Annotated in this window: 4 protein-coding genes and 1 pseudogene; 3 read left to right on the top strand and 2 right to left on the bottom strand. The window is 63.0% G+C overall.

From position 1 onward, the window contains the following. Window positions 1-2: 2 nt before the first annotated feature. Window positions 3-10,349 carry a two-partner secretion domain-containing protein gene (locus tag UW3_RS0114160; protein ID WP_010223159.1) on the bottom strand — a complete coding sequence of 3,449 codons (10,347 nt, stop codon included), beginning with the start codon at window positions 10,347-10,349 and terminating at the stop codon, window positions 3-5. 119 nt (window positions 10,350-10,468) lie between these two features. Continuing rightward, window positions 10,469-12,163, bottom strand: coding sequence for a ShlB/FhaC/HecB family hemolysin secretion/activation protein (locus UW3_RS0114155; RefSeq protein ID WP_010223158.1), 1,695 nt, complete (start codon window positions 12,161-12,163; stop codon window positions 10,469-10,471). A 460-nt stretch (window positions 12,164-12,623) separates the two neighbouring features. On the opposite strand from UW3_RS0114155, the pseudogene UW3_RS26995 reads away from it, so the two are divergent. The 3 genes and pseudogenes from UW3_RS26995 (at window position 12,624) to UW3_RS0114135 (ending at window position 15,114) form a co-directional block, all read left to right on the top strand. Further along, window positions 12,624-13,005 (top strand): annotated as a pseudogene (locus UW3_RS26995) (GFA family protein). A gap of 269 nt (window positions 13,006-13,274) precedes the next feature. Beyond that, window positions 13,275-14,213, top strand: coding sequence for a hypothetical protein (locus tag UW3_RS0114140; protein ID WP_010223155.1), 939 nt, complete (start codon window positions 13,275-13,277; stop codon window positions 14,211-14,213). A 232-nt stretch (window positions 14,214-14,445) separates the two neighbouring features. Further along, on the top strand, window positions 14,446-15,114 hold the full coding sequence (locus tag UW3_RS0114135) for a class I SAM-dependent methyltransferase (protein WP_010223154.1): 669 nt from the start codon (window positions 14,446-14,448) through the stop codon (window positions 15,112-15,114). Window positions 15,115-15,128 lie beyond the last annotated feature (14 nt).

Raw genomic sequence — 15,128 nt, 5'->3', positions numbered from 1 at the left:
GCCTATTTAATCAGGTGCTTGATTGAGTCAAACAATTCGGGTCGCCCTATATCACCATACGCTTTCTGTAATCCCGAGCTTATTTGTCCATAAGTATACGTAGCCGGCTTACCACCTACCATAGGAGGTAAATACTTACTTATAGCTTTATGCATAGCATCAGGATTCACCTTTCCCGTATGGGAGTATTGGGTAATTAGCGTCGCAGGGTGATCTAGCATGTCATTTTTCGTATATCCCAGCATTTTTCCCAAATATTGAGGCAAGATGTGATGGGCTTGGAGTCCTTTGTTTAACCCCTGAAGCTCTCGATAAGTAGGGCTAATTACGTCAGGCACAACCTGACCTGCTGCTTTTGCACCCTGCCCAGCTAATGCCTCTCCAAACTTCTTCTCAACCGCTACCAACGCATCCTTGCCGAAGGTATTCGCAATCTTGACAACCACCTTCCCCTTGCCGACCGGCGATGCCGATGGGAAAAACAGGTCAATGGCTATCCCTATACGATCTTCGGTAACCGTCGGCTCAAACAACGCCTCACGTAGAACCCCTGGGGGGAACTGATTGAGAAATGCCACGGTTGCAGGGTTCAGCTTACGCGGATCGCGCTCCCCATCAACAATTCTCTGCAGATCCGTCATGACCTCTTCCGGCTGGAGGTCAAGGAACTGGCCCTGCGCATGCAGTGTGGCAATGCCCTTTTTCAGGCGCGACTCAGCATCCCGGTGTAACTGCTGGTTGTACAGTGTCCCGCTCTGCGCAACCTCCGCTCCTTTCGCCAGGTCACCACCCACCGCAGCTGCCGCCACCAATCCGGTCAACTGCGAAAGCACCACGTGAACGTTGTCATTACCCCGAGCAATCGCCGCCAGCTCATTGCTCATCGCCTCGTTCAAACCAGCAGCCATGGCTCCGGTCTTGAAGTCGCTGCCGGTTGCCTCCGCGAGCAATCCGCCCATGAGCGCGTGAGCAAAGATCTTCGGCACGCTGCCATTATCGAACTTGATGGTGCGGTCGCCGACAAAGTTGAAGCCGGTGGCCATCGCAATGGTGCTCGCCTCGCCAACCAACGCCGAGCCGAGGTTGTCACCAAAACTACCGCCATTGACCGCCGTCGAAATGCCGCTGGAAATAACCGCATGGGTTCCTGCGCGAGTGAGCGTATCCGAGGCATTTGCCCAGGTCATGACGTTCTTCGGCGTACTGGTGGCAGGTACAGCCGAACCGTCGGTGACTTTGATCGCGCCCGTCTGGCTACCTTCGGCACCCTTGAACCAAGTGGTGTCGGCATACTGAAGTGCTCCTGCCGTCAGCATTGCCACACCCGCACTCTTCAGGCTCTCTTTACTTAACGTGTCCTTAAGCGCGGCCCCCAGGTCCCCCTTGTTGTTAATGGTACTGACCGTAGCGGTAGTGGCGAGGCTCGCGGCACCCGCCGCCTGAACCGTGCCCAACCCCAAGCCCGCAGGCCCCATCACCGCCGCCATCAGGATCGCAATCGCCAGCTGTGCCCCAGCGCCGAGCCCGGAGTTGGCGTACTTGAAGCTGGTGTGGATTTCCTCCACCTGACGCCAGTCGATACCGCCCTTGGCTTCGACGTCCTTGAGCCAGGCCAGCTGCGGATCGGCCTTGACCATCGCATCGATGGACTGGCTGACCGTTGCCTGGTCGATATGCTTGATGTCGATTTTCAAGCCATCGACCGCCTTGATCGTCAGCTCGCCTTGTGCGACGAGCTGGCTCTGGCGCAAGGTTTCGTCGGTCTTGCCTTCACCCTTGGCACTGGTCCAGGCCAGGTCGCTCTTGGACTTCTCGTGGCTCTCCTGATGCATGTCCTTGACGGCTTCGAAGGTCACCGAACCTCCGCTGTCGATGGTCAGGTCCTTGCCCGACTCCAGCGTGGCGCCCTGGTACAGCTGGTCGCCACCGCTTGCCAGCGTCAGGTTGCCGCCGCTGGTGATCTCGCTGCCGACGGCTTTCACGTCGGTCACTTCATCACGCTGGGTCTGCTTGCTGCCCCAGCCGCCTTTCTTGTTCATGTCGTACAGCGAGTACTCGCTGTCGTTGGCCGCCAGCAGCTCCAGCTTGTCGCCGGCCACCAGGTAGGCTTCGTCACCGGCGCTGGCCTTGCTGGCGATCAGGCGCAGGTCGCGACCGGCGTCGATGGCCAGGTCGCCACCGGCATGCACCTCGGCGGCCTGCTGCTTCACGTCGTCCTCTTGGCGAGTGGTCTTGGTGTCGCCTTTCTTGCCTTTGGAGTACGAATGCTCTTCGTTGGCCAGCGCGCCCAGGGTGACATCGCGTCCGGCCTCCAGGGCGATATCGCGACGGGCTTCGACTTCGCTGGCCAGCACGCTCAGGTCCTGGCCGGCGCTGGCGGTCAGGTTGCCGCCGGCTTTCACTTCACTGCCGTACTGGGTGATGGTGGTGTCGTAGCCGCTGACCCGCCGACGCTGGTACTCGTGGCTGTCGGTGCCTTCCTGGCTGATCAGGTAGAGGTCGCGCCCGGCGTCCAGGTCGATGTTGCGCCCGGCCTCCAGCACGCCGCCGACGCTGCCGATGTCCCGGCCCGCGTTGATGGTCAGGTCGTTGGCCGCTTCGATCCGCGCGGCGTTGTCGACGATGTCCTTGATCACATGCTCGCCACCCGCGCGGCCTTCGATGCGGGTAACGCTGCGTTCGTTGATCACGTCGCCGGTCAGCGTGGTCAGGCTGACCTCGCGCCCGCTGATGATGCCGCCCTGGGCATTGCGGATCGCGTCGGTTGCCAACAGGTCCAGGCGCCCGCCGGCCTCCATCAGGCCGCTGTTGCTGATGTTCTTGGCCGCGGCGGAGAGGTTGTTGGTAGCGCGCAAGGTGCCGACGTTGGTCAGTGCGCCGCCGCTGATCAGGTTGATGTCGCGGCCCTGGATCAGGGCACCGTTCGGCGCGACACGCCCCTTGGCCTGGGCCAGGTACAGCACCGGCGCGAGGAGTTTCTCGCCGTTGACCTCGACCTCTTCCATCCAGACGATGTCGTGGGTCAGGGCCGCCACCTGCTCGGCGCTGAGCGAGACGCCCAGGCTGAGGTTCAGTGCACTCTTGCTGGCGATGGCGTTGTCCATCAGGTAGCGGAACAGCGTCTCGTCGCTGGCCATGCCGTCGATGTAGCGTTGCCCGGTCCGGGCGACCACCGCTTCGCGGATCAGGCGCTGCTCGTAGAGGCCGTCACCCAGGCGCTTGAGGGTGTGGTCCGGCTTGATGTTCAACTCGCCCAGCAGGTAGTCGGAGCTGAGGAATTGCTTGAGGTCGGTCAGCGCCGGGTTGGTTTCGACCAGGTACTTGTGCGAGTTGTTCGGCATGCCCTTGTCGGGCACGCCCTGGACCAGCGTCACGCCGCTCGGCAGGCTGCTCAGCGAACTGCCCTGCTGGCCTTGTGCGCTCGCGGAGGAGGGCAGGCCGCTGGTGTTCAGGGTCTGGCCCTGGCCGTTGTCGGCGCTGGCGGTCTGGGCCAGCGGCGAGACAAAGGTGCCGTTGCTGCTCAGGGTACGGTCGGCGTCGGCACCCAGTGCGCCGGCGACGCTGACGACCTGGCCGCTCTGGCCGCTGATACGGAACAGGCCGTTGTCGCCCTGCGGCAGGCTGAAGCTCGGCAGGGTCACCGGATTGACCTGGCGCTGGGCCAGGTCCGGCGGCAGTTGCGAGGTGATCGCCCGGACGCTGGTGTAGGCGTGCTTCGGATCGGCACTGGCGTCGCCGCGCGCGCCGATCCTGCCGACACCGGCGGCATTGGCCCGGACGATGCTGTTGTCCAGGCGCTGGCTGGCGTTGATGGTGACGGCGCCTGCGGCCTGGACGACCGCAGGCGAGACCACGGCACCGGCAATCGGGGTGCGGTTGTCGATTACGTTGTAGATGCTGTAAGCCGGGTAGCCGGCCGCGGCCATGACCTGGTCAAGCGTCAGGGCGCCCGGGTTGTAGCTGGCGCTACCGGGGGCATGGGCCTGGTTGAACTCGTTCTTCTTCTGGATGAAGGCGTTGTATTGCCCACGGTCGCGTGTGTAGAAACTGGCCGAAAGGTTACGCTGCTCGCCGCCGGCGACACCGACGTTGTTGAATACGGCCGTATTGATCGTGATGTCGCGGGCTGCGGAGACGGTGCTGTAGCGGTTGCTGAACTCGTTGCCGCTGAAGGTCAGGTTCCCGCCGGTGGTGATGGAAGCGGCCAGGCTGTCCTCGTCAATGACGTCCTGATAGGTCTCGACGGCATAGAAGTAGAGCTCGCAACCCTTGCCTTTGCAGTGGTCGTCCGAATAGACGTTGACGTTGCCGGAGGTCAGCTGGGTCTTGGCCGTCAGCTTTTCCTTGCGGTTGATCAGGGTGTTGGCCAGCAGGCTCATGTTGCTGGCGCTTTCGATGCTGCCGGAGATGTTTTCGAGCTGGTTGGCGCGGTTGCCGTTGTCGTCAGCGGCCAGGTTCAGGCTGCCCAGGCTGTACACGTCGGCGTAGTTGTTGGTGACGTTGCCCACCCGCAGCGTCATGTCGTTGCCGCTGAAGATCAACCCGCGTTCGTTGAGCAGGTTACCGGCGTTCACCCGCAGGGCCGTCGCGCTGCCGAGGGTGCCGTAGTTGTTCAGGGTGGCGGCGCTGGCGGTGAGGTTGCCCAGGGCGGTCAGGCGGCCCTGGTTGGTCAGGACGTTGCTGGCGCTGACGACGGTATTGCCGCCACCGGCGATGCTGGCTGTGCCGCTCAGGGCGATGTTGGCTGCACTCAGGCCCAGCTCGCCCAGGCTGCTGGCCCGGCCGTTGCCATTGTAGGTGCCGCGCAGGTTGAGCTGGAAGCTGCCGTCGCTGGCCAGCAGGCCGTCGTTGCGCCAGTTGCCGCCAAGGCCCTTGAAGCTCTGGGCCGCCAGCAGCTGGCCGTCGGCGGTTTGCACGAACTGGTCGATGTCGAGTTCCAGGCGGTTGGCCTGCAGCACGCTGCTGTTGGTCCAGCTGGCGGCGCTGATGCTCAGCAGGCCATTGGTGTAGAGCGTGCCGCCGGCTTGCATGACCTTGTCCGAGGCCAGGCCGAAGGTGCCGCTGCCGGTGTGCAGCAATTGCCCGCCGGCGTTGCTCAGGCCGCCGATCTGCAGGTCCAGCTCCTGGTTGGCGGTTTCCAGCACGCCGAAATTGTTGTTCAGGCTACCGGCGCTGATGAGCCGGGTGGTGCCGGTGCGGCCGAGGGCGCGCAGGCTGCCATGGGTGTTGTCGATCGCGCTGCTGCGCAGTTGCAGGTCGCCTTCGCTTTCCAGTTGGCCGAACGGGTTGGTCAGGGCCCCTTCGAGGCTGAAGTCGATCCGCCCGGCGCCGACCTTGCCGCCCTGGCCCGCGACAGCGCCTTCGTTGAAGAACTGCTGTCCCTGGACTGTGAGCAGCCCGGCGGCATAGAGGCCACCGCCACGGTTGTCGAAGTCGCCGGTGATGATCTGGTTGTCGCCGCCAAGGGCGGAAAGGAAGCCCTTCTGGTTGTTCACACCCTGGGTGGCTTCGATCTTCAGGGATTGCGCCTGGGTGATGCCGTCGGTGTTGTCGAACAGGCCGCTGAGCAGGCTGTCGAGCCAGCCCTTGCTGCTGTTCAGGGTGCCGCCGGCGCTGTTGTCGATGCTGCTCGCGTGCAGGTCGAGGTTACCTTGCTGGCTGTCGAGGCGACCGGCCTGGTTCTTCAGGTCGCCGCCCAGGCGCAGCTTGATGTCGCCCTGGCTTTTCAGCGCGCCGCTCTGGTTGGTGAGTTCGCCGGCTTCCACATCGATGGCGCCGTGCTCGCTGAACAGCAGGCCGTTCTGCTCGTTGTGCAGGTTGCCTTTCAGGCGCAGCACCAGGTTCTGCTGGCTGGCGAGGGTGCCGTCGGCGCTGTTGTCCAGGCTCTGCGCGGTGAGTTTCAGCAGCCCCTGGCTGACCAGCTTGCCGCCGTTGTTGGTGACGCTGGCACTCTCCAGCAGCAGGTCGCCGCCACTGACCAGGCGCGCGCCTTTGCCGTTGACCAGCTTGCCGATGAGGGTCGCCCGGAGCCGCGCCTTGCTGGTGATCTGCCCATTGCTGTTGTCCAGGCTGTCGCCGTCGATTTCCAGGGTATTGCCGTTGATCTGCCCGCCACGGTTGTCTAGCGTGGTGCTGGTGCGGTCGAAGGCCAGCGTCCTGGCGGCCGAGATCAGGCCACCCTCGCGGTTGTCGAGGCGCTCGGCAACGCTCAGGGTGATCGCATCGTTGCTGGAGATGATGCCCTTGCGGTTGTCCAGCTGCTTGGCGCTGAGTTGTTGCTTGCCCTCGCTGGCCAATGCGCCCTTGTCGCGGTTGTCGAGGGTGCCAGTCAGCGTGACGGTGAGTGCGCCGGTCTTGCTGGAAAGCGAACCTTGCGCACTGTTGTCGAGATCCCCGCCCTTGACCTTCAGGCCCTGCAGGCCGGACATCAGGCCCTTGCCGCTGTTGTTCAGCGTGGCGGCATCCAGCGTCAGGTTGGCGTTGCTGATGATGCGGCCTTCCTGCTGGTTGTCGATGCGCTTGGCGAGCAGGCTGAAGGATTGCCCGCTGAAGACTTCGCCTTTCGCGCTGTTGTCGAGCAGGCCGAGCCGCTTGAGGGTCAGTGGGCCCTTGGCGCTGATCAGGCCACCCTGGTTGAGGAGGTCGCCCTCGTGCAGGTCGATTTCCAGCGCCTGCTCGCCGATCAGGCGGCCCTGGCGCTGGATCAGGCGGGTGACCCGCAGCAGCAGGTCGCCCTTGGCGGAAATCTCCCCGCCCAGGTTGGAGTCGACCTGCCGGCCGGACAGGGTCAGGGCGCCGTCGCTGTGGATCCGTCCGCCCGGGTGCTGGTCGTCGATGGCGCTGTTGTTCAGGTCGCCGGTGGTCAGCACCATGGCCTGTTTGCTGCTCAGGGTACCGCCGCGGTTGTCGAGGTCGCCGCTGGTGACGCTCATTTCGCCCTGGGTGATCAGTTGACCGCCCTGGCTGTTGTCGACCTTGCCGGTGCCCAGCTCCAGGCCCAGGCCCTTGTTACCGGACAGCAGGCCCTTGCCGCTGTTGTTCAGCTCGCCGCTTTCCACGGTCAGTGTGCCGATGGCAGACAGGGTGCCTTCTGCGCGGTTGTCCAGCAGGCCGTCGAGCACCGCCTTGATGTCGCCGCGGCTGGCCAGAGTGCCGCCCTGGCTGTTGTCCAGGCTGGCGGCCTCGATGTCCAGGCCCTTGGTCCCGGAGAGTACGCCCTTGAAGCTGTTGTCCAGGGCCTTGGCGATACGCAGGGTCAGGGTGTCGGCACTGACCAGGCGCCCGCCCTGGTTGTTCAGGCCGCTGGCCTTGAGGCTGAAGCCGAGGTCGCTGGAGATCTCGCCGCCGACGCTGTTGTCGACCTCTCCGATCTGGCGCAGCAGCAGGGTGCCGGGCGTCGAGACCAGGCCATTGTCGCGGTTGACCAGCTTGCCGTTCTGCAGGTCGAGGGTGATACCGGTTTCGCTGAACAGGCGGCCCTTGTCGTGCTGGTCCAGGCCGGTCAGCGTGGCGTCGATCTGGCCCTTGGCGGTGATCCGGCCTTGGGCACTGTTGTCGAGCTGGGTGGCATTGAGCAGGATACTCGCGCCGCCGATGTTGCCCTTGGCGCTGTTGTTCAGCGTGGTGCTGCGGATATCGGCGATGCCCTTGGCGCTGATCGCGCCGGCCTCGCTGTTGTCCAGGTGGCCGCTGCGCAGGACCAGGCCGGCATCGGTCACCAGCTTGCCACCCTGGTTGTTCAGGGTCGCCTTGCTGGTCACCTTCAGGGTGTCGATACCGGAGAGTAGGCCGCCCTGCTGGTTGTCCAGCTCGGCGGCGTTCACCGTCAACTTGCCTTCGCTGACCACTTCGCCCTTGGCGCTGTTGTCCAGCTTGCCGGTCAGGGTCACCTCCAGCTGTTTCTGGCTGCTCAGGCGTCCGCCGCTGTTGAGCAGTTCGGTGCCGCTCAGGGTCAGGCCGTCACGTCCGGCGAGCAGGCCCTTGCTCTGGTTCAGCAGGCGTTGCACGGTGAGGGTCAGGCCGCTGTCGCCGATGACTTTGCCGCCCTGGTTGTCCAGTTGCCCGGTGGCGGTCAGCGTTACCTTGCCCTTGCTGGAAATCTCGCCTTTCTGGTTGAGGATCTGCGGCGCGGTAATGTCGACGCCGAAGTTGCCGCCGATCAGGCCGCCCTGCTGGTTGTCGATGTGGTCGGCCTTGAGCAGCAGGCTGCCGAGGCCGAGCAGGGTACCGCCTTGCTGGTTCAGCGTGCCGACGTCGGCATCGAGGCTGCCGTTGGCGACAATCCGGCCTTTGCCGGCGTTTTCCACTTTCTTGACGATCAGGTCCAGGCGGCCGTCGCTCTGCAGCTGGCCGGCGTTGCTGTTGTCGAGCTTCGTCACCTCGACCCGGGCGCTGCCCTTGGTCGTGGCCGAGCCCTGGTCGCGGTTGTCGAGCGTGCCGCCGGTGACGGTCAGCGACTGGTCGGCGACCAGTGTGCCGCCCCGGTTGTCCAGGGTCTCGCCGTGCAGGGTCAGGCCGGTGGTGCTGGAGAGCATGCCCTTGTCACGGTTGTCCAGCTTGCCGACGGTCACCTGCTGGCTGCCGGTGCTGACCAGGTTGCCTTCGGCGCGGTTGTCGAGCAGTTCGGTGACGTGCGCCTGCAGGCGGTCCTGGCTGACCAGGTTGCCCTTGTTGCGGTTGTCCAGGCTCAGGGCGTTGAGGTCGAGCAGGTGCCGAGCCGAGATCAGGCCCAGGCGGTTGTCGATGGCGCCGCTGGCCGTTACCAGCAGGTCGCTGCCAAGCAGCTTGCCGCCGCGGTTGTCGAGGCTGTCGGCGATGATTTCTGTGCTGGTGGCGGAGACTTCACCGGCCTGGTTGTCCAGGTGCTGCGCGGTGACCTTGACCTTCTGCCCGCTGGCGAGCAGGCCTTTCTGGCTGTTGTCCAGGGCCTTGGCCTTGACCTCCAGCTCGCTCAGGCCGGTGATCTTCCCGCCCAGGTTGTTCAGTGCACCGGTCGATTCGACGACGGCCTTGGTCTTGCTGTGCAGCAAGCCGCCCTGGCGGTTGTCGAGGTCGGCCACCTTGACCTGCAGCGAGGTGTCGGCCAGGACTTGGCCGTTGCGGTTGTCCAGCTGGCCGGCATCGACCGTCGTGGTCACGCCCTTGAGGCTGCCGCCCTGGTTGTCCAGCACGCCGGTGCTGTCGACCTTCAGGGTCCGGTTGGCGACCACGCTGGCGCTGTTGCGCAGCGTCTGGCTGGTGAGGGTTACGTCGCCGTGTGGGTTGCGCTGGTTGTTCGGCTCCACGCCGGCTTCGATGATGCCGCTGTTGTCGATTTGGCCAGCGTTGACAGTGATGCTTTCACGGGCCGCCAGGCTCTGGCGGTTGGCCAGTTGCTCGGTGGTGCGGATGTCGGCGCTGGCGCTGGCGTAGGTCTTGCCGGTCAGTTCGGCGCTCTGTGCGGTGATCTTCAGGTCGCGGGCGCTGACGGCCTGGGCCAGGGTCAGCTTGCCGTTGGCATCGATCTGGATGTCGCTGGTGGTGGCCGCCATGTTCCCGGCCAGTTTCACCCCGACACCTTTTTCGGTGCCCACCAGGCGGATCGCGCCGGCGTACATGCCGCCCAGCGCCGTACTGTCGATCGCCAGCATTGGTTTGTCGCTGCCGTCGTCGGCACGTGCGCTGGCTTGCAGGCTGTCGGCATCGACGTCGTTGCGCCCGGTGACGATGTTCAGTTTGTTCGCGTAGAGGTTGGCGTTGAGCTTGGCGCTGCGGGTGATCAGGTCGAACTGATCGATGTTGGTGGTGTTGAGCTCGGCGCCTTCGATGGCGATGTCGCCGCCGTCCACCTGGAAACGGTCCAGGCGCTCACCGTCCATGATCGGCTTGCCGGTGGTCAGGGTCGCCCGTGGGGTGTTGATGAAGCCGCAGCCCTTGCAGGTGATGCCGTGCGGGTTGGCGACGATCACCCGGGCGGCCTGGCCAGCCACCTCGGTATAGCCTTCCAGGGTACTGCGGTTGCCACCGGTGACCTGGTTGAGGATCACCTGCGCGGCGCGCCCCTGGAGGTTGGGGTTGCCGACGATGATACCGCCCAGTTGGGTGCTCTGGGTCTTGTCGGTGGCGTTGTTGAGGATCAGCCCGTTGCTGCCGACGTTGTAGTCGTGGAAGGTGTTGTTCGACAGCCCGCTGCCGTTGGGTGTGGCGATGTTGATGATCGGCACGCCGTTGCCGGCCGCGCCCAGGCCGGTGTTGGCCTGGGCCGCCGCATCCACCGTGACCTGCGCGGCGGTGGCGACGATGGGGTTGAGGAACATCACGCCCGCGATGATCAGCGCGATGCATTGGTTCAGGGGGCTGCGAACGTCCATGTCGAAAATCTCCGGTTACTGCACATGCCCCCTGAGGTGTTGGCTCCTGCCAACGACGAGCGGAATTGAAGGGGCTCTATCGCGGGTGTTGTCTTGATTGCGTCGAGGCGGCTTGCCGGTCAGAAAAACGCGTCTACGCGGAAGTAGATCGGGTGCTCGCGGCGCGTGATGACGTCCGGGCGTTCCAGCGAGCGGGCAAAGGTGGCGCTGGCGGCGAAGTACCGGCCGCGCACGTTGAGCTCCAGCGCATTACCGCTCAGGCGACCGTGTTCATCGCCGTTGCCGGGCTCGGCCCGGATCACGCCAGCGTCGTAGGCGAAGGCCGCGCCGTATTCCTGCAACCAGGGTTGCAGCGGCGTCCAGGTTACCGGGCGGCGCCAGCGCAGCTGGCTGCGCCAGTAGCCGCCGCTGTTGCCGGTGAGGGTCTGCTCTTTGAAACCACGTACCGAATTGAGGCCGCCAACGCTGAAACGCTGGGGGCTGTAGAGTGAGTCTTCGCTGCGTTGGCCGGTGGCCAGGCTGTCGAAGGAGAAGTTTTCGCCCCAGAGCTGGAAGGGCTGCAGGTAGCTCAGGGTCAGGCTGTATTTGTTGTAGCGGGCGACCGGCTCGTTGCCGTGCGGGTCGCCGGCGTTCTGGGCGTCGAGGGCACCGATGCCCTGCTGCCAGCCGGCATCGAGGTTGACGAAGGCGTTGCCGATGCGGCGACCATGGTTGAAGCCCAGCTGGCGCTCGGTCAGCCGGGTGCTGGAGACATCGATCAGGTTGTCGTCGAGGTAGTTGCGGGTACGCAGGTGGCTGACCCCGATGTTCATTGCGGTCTTGCTCAGGTTGTCGCGGTGCAGCACGCGTTCGGCCTGCAACTGGTGGATGCTGCTGTCGCCATCGAGCTTGAAGGGGAAGCCGCTGGACTGGTCGCGGGTGCGGTAGTAGCTATGGTTGTAGCTGTAGTTGAAGGTCCACCAGCCCCAGGGCAGGTTGTAGTTCAGGCCCCTGCTGTCGGAGTGGCGCCAGTGGTCGCTGACCGCATCGCTGCTGGTGCGCAGGCTGAGCTGGTCGGCCAGGCCCAGCGGGCTGTCCCAGTCCAGGCCCAGGCCCATCTGTTGCTCGCCGGTGGTGACGTCGCCGTTGTTGTGGCGGTTGGCCGAGACCCGCCAGGGCTTGTCGCGCTGGCCCTTGAGCTGCACGCGACTGCCGCCCACTTCCTGGCCGGGCACCAGTTCCAGTTCGGTCTGGCGCGAGGGCAGGCGGTTGAGCTGGTCGACCAGTTGTTCCAGCTCGCGCAGGTTGAGCATCTCGCCGGTCTTGCCGGGGAAGGCCATGGCCAGCTCGCGCGGGCTGGCCAGCTCGGAGCTGTCCAGGCCTTCCAGGCGGCCTTCGACGACGATGATCTGCAAGGTCCCGGAGGACAGGTCCTGCTGCGGCAGGTAGGCGCGGGTGGTGAGGTAGCCGCGGTTGAGGTAGTGATCGGTGATCAGCTTGAGCAGTTCGTTGAGCTGGCCGACGAACAGGCACTTGCCTTCGAAGCGGGCCAACAGGTCACGCTGCTCGCGCTCGCCCAGGTGCTCGGCACCTTGCAGGGTGATGGTGCGGATCTCGAAGCAACGGCCTTCGTCGGCGGGTTCGGTCTTGGGGGTGGGCGCTTCCTTGCCGGGCAGTTGCTGCAGTTCTTCCAGGCGTTTCTGCTGTTCTTGCAGCAGGCGGTCCTGACGGTCGCGGATCAGGTCGCGGTCACCGGGGGACTGGAAGGGTGCGCAAACGGCGCACAGGGGGAGAAGCGCCAAGCCTATCGCCAGGCCGCGTGAGAAAAATGCCATCCTTGGTGTGATCCATCACTTTGAAGCAGGGCAGGAATTCGCAGGTCTGCGAAAAAAGGCTGGCAGAGTACTCGAGATGTCGGATGGCGGCAACATGCTGCTATTTGGCAATTATGCCCTTGAGTGTGCGGTCAGGCGTTGTGGCAGCCGCTAGGGCGAGAGTGCAGCGCTGCGGCGAACGCACTCGTGCCAAGCCGGCGCACTCTTGCTTGCCGGGCCGCGCGTCGCGGAACCTGAAGTGGATGACCACCGGCCGGGACGGAAACTCTCGCGACTTCCTCTGGCGCACGCTGAAACCTCCGAAAGCCAACCGCCACAGGAGAACGCCATGACGATGATAGCCATCATTCAGCGCCCGCCAGTGCTGCTCGATCGCAGCGCGACGATCGCCCGGGCCGTGCAATCGGTCGCTGAGGCTGCGGCGGCGGTATCGCCTGACAATTGATCAAGGAGTCATTTCATGAGCATTGAACGGTCTTACAAGTGCAGTTGTTTTTGCGGCGCGGTCGAGTTCATAGTCAGCGGCGAGCCGGCCGCGATGGGCTATTGCCATTGCGAGTCGTGTCGGCATTGGTCGGCAGGGCCGGTCAACGCCTTCACGCTGTGGAGGCCCGAGGCGGTGCAAGTGACCCGGGGTGCTGACAACATCGGCACCTACAACAAGACACCGCAGAGTTTTCGCAAGTGGTGCAAGACCTGTGGCGCTCATCCCGGGTTTCGCGTACTCGCCAGGCGTTCACATCCACTATCAGGAGAGCGTGCTGCGCATCAAGGATGGATTGCCCAAGCTGAAGGATGTCCCCAAGGAGTTGGGCGGATCGGGCATCAGCATGGACGAATAGCGCTAGCAAGGTACGTTTGCTGATCCCAACTTGTTTGATCGTCAGAACATCCTTCAAATAGGCAGACGGATCATGCCCATTGACCCGCGCCAGCGCGGTTTCTGACCGTAGCCATCGTCAAACGTACTGCGCCAAAAATGTGCCAAGGTGGTTTGTTTTTCGATTGTACGTAAATTGACGATCTGCACGCTCAACCAGCCCCGACCAAGGCAGTGATACAACCAGCGTCGCCACGTTAAGATGTGAGCGGGTCGACCAGGGAGGTACACATGACCATCAGTTGGACGTGGACAGCAAAAGACAAGGCCGAGGCGGTACCGTCTATTGGTGATCAGTACATTTCCATGGACGGAAACGTTTTGTGCCTGCGCAATCCCATGCCGGCGGATTCAGCGTTCATGGCAAAGATGTTCTCTGCCACGATAGTCATTACGCTACTGCTGTGGGTATGGATGTTCTGTGCCGTGATCAATGACACGCCATCCGCTGAAGTCTGGGTGCTTTTCATTCCCCTGCTCATGCCGCTGGGCGTTTCGTTGTTCCTTTTCTACCGAATCCACTTGATCAGCAGTCAATCGAACTTCTATTTCAATCGCCACACCCAGAAAATCTACTACCTCAAGGGCAAGACACTGCTTGTCGGTGACTGGGGGAATGTCAACGCCGGCATAATCGGGCGAACCGAGTTTTCCGGTCGGTCGTTCAGTAGTACTACTTCTTTAATCCTGAATGCATTCGATAGCCATCAAGACAGCCCGCAAGCCCGGCAGAATGCCAAATCCTGGGCACCCACCTATAGCATCTGCATAGACAGCAATGAACCCAGCGATCCACGGCCGATCTTCGTTGCTCAGGTGTGGGAATACATTCGTCAGTTCATGGCCCATGGCCCGGATACACTGCCCGTTCCTGAAGAACCCCACTGGTGGTCTGTACCGCATAACGCAATCTGCCTGACACCCCGTCAGGCATTGTGTCATTACGTGCCTTGGCGCACGGGAGAGCCGGGGGAAGAGCAGGGCAAGAAATGGTGGCTGATGCCTCTCTGGTTGGTGTTCTTCCCGTATAACGTCTTCGTTGCGCTTTGCTGGTGGATGACCTGTCGTCTGTTGCGCGTACGTCCGGCGGCGGTACCGCAACAAGCGTTTGAAGGTGAGCCCGGTACAGCAGCGGCCATGGACCTGACAGCCAGGACTCTTGGGCCCTAGCGTTTTGCCGACAGGCTGGCGTAGCAAAACGTTGCCATGCATGAAAAAGCCCTTGAATCGCAAGATTCAGGGGCTTTTCGTTTCTGCTGTTTGAGGTAGGGCAATTGTGCCACTACGCCGCGCTTTACTTTTTCTGACGCCAGAATACTATCAACCACCATTGGCCCAGGCCTGAATTCAGCGTGCTTTACAGCACACGTGCCTTTATTCGTTCGAAGCAATCAGAGAAAACATGATTACCATCCAAGAGCTCAACGACTTCATCAGCAATCCGGAATTGAATGACAGTATCGGGCAGGTCTGGGCCTTGATCGGCCAGCACTTCGAACAAGCGCAGGCGACCCTGCCGGCCGAGCAGGCAATGCCGCGCCGCGAATTGTCCTTTCATGATCATGTGCGCCTGCTGGGCTATCTGTCTCTGCTGATTGCCGAGGTGCCGGGTGATGTGGTGGAAATCGGCGTGTGGAAGGGCAAGTCGCTGGTGCTGATGAATGAGGTGTGCAACCGCGAGCGCCGCATCATTGGTATCGACCCGTTCGCGCTGCCAAACCAGTTCGAAGAGTTCAGCCACTACAAGCAACTGATGTTGCCTAATGCCGAAGTGATCCGCGGTTTCTCGGAGCTGTGTGCCGAGCGCTTCTACAGCCTCGCACCCAAGGTCGCGCTGTTGCATATCGACGGTGGTCATGCCGGCCGCAACGTGTTGCTGGACTTCCTGCTGTACTCACCGAGCGTGGTGCCTGGCGGCTTTATCGTGTTCGATGACTATGGTGATTTCCAGCATTCGCCCGAGGTCGGACCGGCTGTTGACCTGCTCAGGGCCACGGGCTACTTCAACGGCTTCCATGTACTGGGCTGTGTGCATGGCTTCGAGAACAGTTACGTGCTTCAACGCATGTAATCGATCCAGGCGGG

The sequence above is a fragment of the Pseudomonas donghuensis genome (genome assembly GCF_000259195.1).
Taxonomy (GTDB): Bacteria; Pseudomonadota; Gammaproteobacteria; order Pseudomonadales; family Pseudomonadaceae; genus Aquipseudomonas; species Aquipseudomonas donghuensis.
This window is presented reverse-complemented; position numbering and strand designations above follow the sequence as displayed.